This window comes from Variovorax sucrosi (genome assembly GCF_051216635.1).
Lineage (GTDB): Bacteria > Pseudomonadota > Gammaproteobacteria > Burkholderiales > Burkholderiaceae_C > Variovorax.
The window spans coordinates 1-3,675 of the sequence record NZ_JBPJZU010000018.1 but is presented as its reverse complement, the minus strand read 5'-3'; the positions used below and the strand labels follow the sequence as shown (position 1 = coordinate 3,675).

Sequence of the window (3,675 nt, the reverse complement as noted above, 5' to 3'; positions counted from 1 at the left end):
GGCCGCCAGCTGGTTGGCCTGGCGTGCGTTGTCGGCGTTCTGCTTGACGGTCGACGTCAGTTCTTCCATCGAGGCCGCCGTCTGCTCCAGCGAGCTGGCCTGCTCTTCGGTGCGCGAGGACAGGTCCTGGTTGCCCGAGGCGATCTGGCTCGACGCCGTCGCGATGGTGTCGGTGCCCTGGCGCACTTCGCCCACCACCTTGGCCAGGCTGTCGTTCATGTTCTTCAGGGCCTGCATCAGCTGGCCGGTCTCGTCGGTCGAGCGCACTTCGATGTGCCCGCTCAGGTCGCCGGCGGCCACCGTCTCCGCGACCTTGACGGCCTGGCGCAGCGGTCGGGTGATGCTGCGTGAGATGAAGAAGGCGAAGGCCGCGCCGGCCAGCAGCGTGAGCACCGTCAGCAGCACGCCCATCCGCAGGCTGCGGGCATTGGCCCGGTCGATCGCCTGGCTCATCTCGTCGATCGCCTGGCGCTCCATCGCCAGCAGCGAGAGCACGCGCGACTCGTAGGCCTTGGCGGCCGGGTTGAACTTGTCCGAGAACACGCGCGCCGCCTCGTCGGCGCCACCGCCGACCTTGGCCTTCGCCACCATGTCCTTGGCAGCCTGGTACTTGGCACGCAGCGCGAGGATGTCCTTGAAGACCGCCTTCTCCTCCTCGGTGACCAGCAGCGCCTCCACCTTGGCGATCGTCTCGCTGCCCCGCTTCACACTGTCGGCGATGACGTCGGCGAAAGTCACCGGCAGCGTCTCGTCGGTGGTGCGGGAAATCATCGCGGTGCGGGCGATGGCCGAATAGGTCAGCACGTACCAGTCGGAGATCAACCGCTCCTTGGCGAGCGGACTCTGCATCATCAATCGGGTGGCCTCCGCGTTGCGCACCGCGCTCACCAGCGAGAAGGCAGCGGCGATCACGGTCAGGCCGAGCACGATCGAGAAGGCGATCGCCAGGCGGGTGCCGATGCGGAGGTTGCGAAGGGATGTCATGAGCAGATCCGAAGGGATGGGGCAGGAGACCGAAAGAGGTTCGCGCGCGCTCAGGCCGCCACGGCCTCGACCAGGCCCATTTCTTCGCTGGACATCAGGCGGTCGATGTCCACCAGGATCAGCATCCGCTCGTCCAGCGTGCCCAGGCCGATCAGGTAGTCGGTGTCCAGCGCCGAGCCCATCTCGGGTGCCGGCTTGATCTGTTCCGAGCTCAGCGTGATCACATCCGACACGCTGTCCACCACCATGCCCACCACCCGGCCGCCGATGTTCAGCACGATGACCACGGTGAACTCGTCGTAGCTCGGCTCGCCCAGGTTGAACTTGATGCGCATGTCGATGATCGGCACGATGATCCCGCGCAGGTTCACCACGCCCTTGATGAAAGCCGGCGCATTGGCGATGCGGGTGACGGCGTCGTAGCCGCGCAGTTCCTGCACCTTCTGGATGTCGATGCCGTATTCCTCGTCGCCCAGGGTGAACGACAGGAACTCCAGCGGCTTTTCGGCCGCACGGCTGGAAGCGCCTGCATCGCCCGGCTGCTTGGAGGTGGGGGAAGATTTGGTGAGCATGGAATTGCCTCGCTGAAGGTTGGGATGGGACGGAGGAAAAATCGGGTCAGTCGGCCGCGTCGGCCAGGGCCGGCAGCGCCACGCCCTGCGGCAGCGGGTATCCGGTGACGGTGACGGTGACGGTGACGGGAAGATTGACGCGCATGGGATCTCGGTTCTGTCTCTTTGGAATGAACGCGGTGCAACTCAGGCGGGGAGGCGCCGCATGGGCGTGGGCGTGGACACGGGGTGGAGCTGGAAGACGCCGACGACCTGCGACAGGCTGCCGGCCTGGTCCTGCAGCGAAGCGGCAGCCGCTGCGGCCTCTTCCACCAGCGCCGCGTTCTGCTGCGTCACCTGGTCCATCTGCGTGATCGCCTGGTTGATCTGCTCGATGCCCGAGGTCTGTTCCTGGCTGGCGGCCATGATCTCGCCCATGATGTCGGTCACCCGCTTCACGCTGGCCACGATCTCTTCCATCGTCTGGCCGGCCTCGGCCACCTGGGCACTGCCGGCACCCACCTTGCCCACCGAGTCGTCGATGAGCGCCTTGATTTCCTTGGCGGCCGAGGCCGAGCGTTGCGCCAGGCTGCGCACTTCCGAGGCCACCACCGCAAAGCCGCGGCCCTGCTCGCCAGCGCGGGCCGCTTCCACCGCCGCGTTCAGCGCCAGGATATTGGTCTGGAAAGCGATGCCGTCGATCACGCCGATGATGTCGACGATCTTCTTGGACGACGCGTTGATCGCGCTCATCGTGTCGACCACCTGGCTCACCACGCTGCCGCCGCGCACCGCAACTTCGGATGCCGACACGGCAAGCTGGTTGGCTTGACGGGCGTTGTCGGCGTTCTGCTTGACGGTGGCCGTCAGTTCCTCCATCGAGGCCGCCGTCTGCTCCAGCGAGCTGGCCTGCTCCTCGGTGCGGGACGACAGGTCCTGGTTGCCCGAGGCGATCTGACTCGATGCCGTCGCGATGGTGTCGGTGCCCTGGCGCACTTCGCCCACCACCTTGGCCAGGCTGTCGTTCATGGCCTTGAGCGCCGTCAGCAGCTGGCCGACCTCGTCGCGCGAAGCGATGTCCATGTGCGTGCTCAGGTCGCCCGAGGCCACCTTCTGGGCCAGCTCGACCGCGCCGCGCATCGGACGCACGATGCCCACGGTGAGCCGCCAGGCGCACAGCGTGCCCACCCCCAGGGCCAGCGCCGACAGGAGGAGCAGGGTCCAGCGGCCGCTTCGGTGGTTGCGCCGGATGTCCGCGGCCATCGCGTCGATCTGCACGCGCTGGGCGTCGGCGATCTGCTGCACGGCCTTGCTGTACACGAGGAGCCCGGCCTGGTATTGGGTGTCGGCCAGCTTGGCCGCGCCTTCGCGGTCGCCCGCCGCCTTCAGCGCATTGATGGTCGCCAGATGGGCCAGCACGGCCTTGCGTGCCTCGACCACGTCGAGGAAGAGCTTCTTTTCCTCCGGCGAGGTGAGCAGCTTGCCCATCTCCTGCTGCACCGGATTGATCGACGCCACGCCTTCGGTGAGGTTCTTCTTGAAGTACGCCTCGTTCTCGCTGTCGGTGGCCTTGGCCATGCCGAAGGAGTAGACGATGCTCGGTCCGAGCAGGTTCGCCCACCGGGCCGCCAGGCGCTCCTTGACCAACGCGTCATCGACCATCGCCTGGGTCGAATGGCCCACCGCGTCGAGGCGCACGATGCCGACGCCAGCGATCAATGCCATCAGCAGCAGCATGGCCGCAAATCCGCCGCCAAGGCGCACGCCGATTTTGAGGTTTCGCAGATTCATGGTTCTACCTTGCGGAGTCATAGACGGGGGAACGGCCGTGCGGCGCGACGGCGGGCACCGCTTTTCGCGATGCACCAGCCCACGGCCACGTCCAGTTATCGGCAACGAAGACAAAAGTTGAAGTCATCGCCGCCAAAATATTCAGGCGCCTGTCGGCGCCAGCTGGAAGACACGCACCGAGTGCGACAGGCTGCCGGCCTGCTCCTGCAGCGAGGCAGCGGCGGCCGCGGCTTCTTCCACCAGCGCCGCGTTCTGCTGCGTCACCTGGTCCATCTGCGTGATGGCCTGGTTGATCTGCTCGATGCCGGAGGTCTGCTCCTGGCTGGCCGAGGAGATCTCGCCCATGATG

General features: G+C 66.5%; 3 protein-coding genes and 1 pseudogene. All 4 read right to left on the bottom strand.

The window, feature by feature from the left end; all coding sequences use genetic code 11:
* Positions 1 to 984 (bottom strand): methyl-accepting chemotaxis protein (locus ACSFBE_RS23800; RefSeq protein ID WP_435492872.1); only part of this gene is annotated, 984 nt, incomplete at its 3' end.
* A 50-nt stretch (positions 985 to 1,034) separates the two neighbouring features.
* Positions 1,035 to 1,556 (bottom strand): chemotaxis protein CheW, encoded by a 522-nt coding sequence (locus ACSFBE_RS23795; RefSeq protein ID WP_435492871.1) that lies wholly within the window; start codon positions 1,554 to 1,556, stop codon positions 1,035 to 1,037.
* A 186-nt stretch (positions 1,557 to 1,742) separates the two neighbouring features.
* Positions 1,743 to 3,326, bottom strand: coding sequence for a methyl-accepting chemotaxis protein (locus ACSFBE_RS23790; RefSeq protein WP_435492870.1), 1,584 nt, complete (start codon positions 3,324 to 3,326; stop codon positions 1,743 to 1,745).
* Between the two features lie 141 nt (positions 3,327 to 3,467).
* Positions 3,468 to 3,675 (bottom strand): annotated as a pseudogene (locus ACSFBE_RS23785) (methyl-accepting chemotaxis protein); the annotation flags it as partial.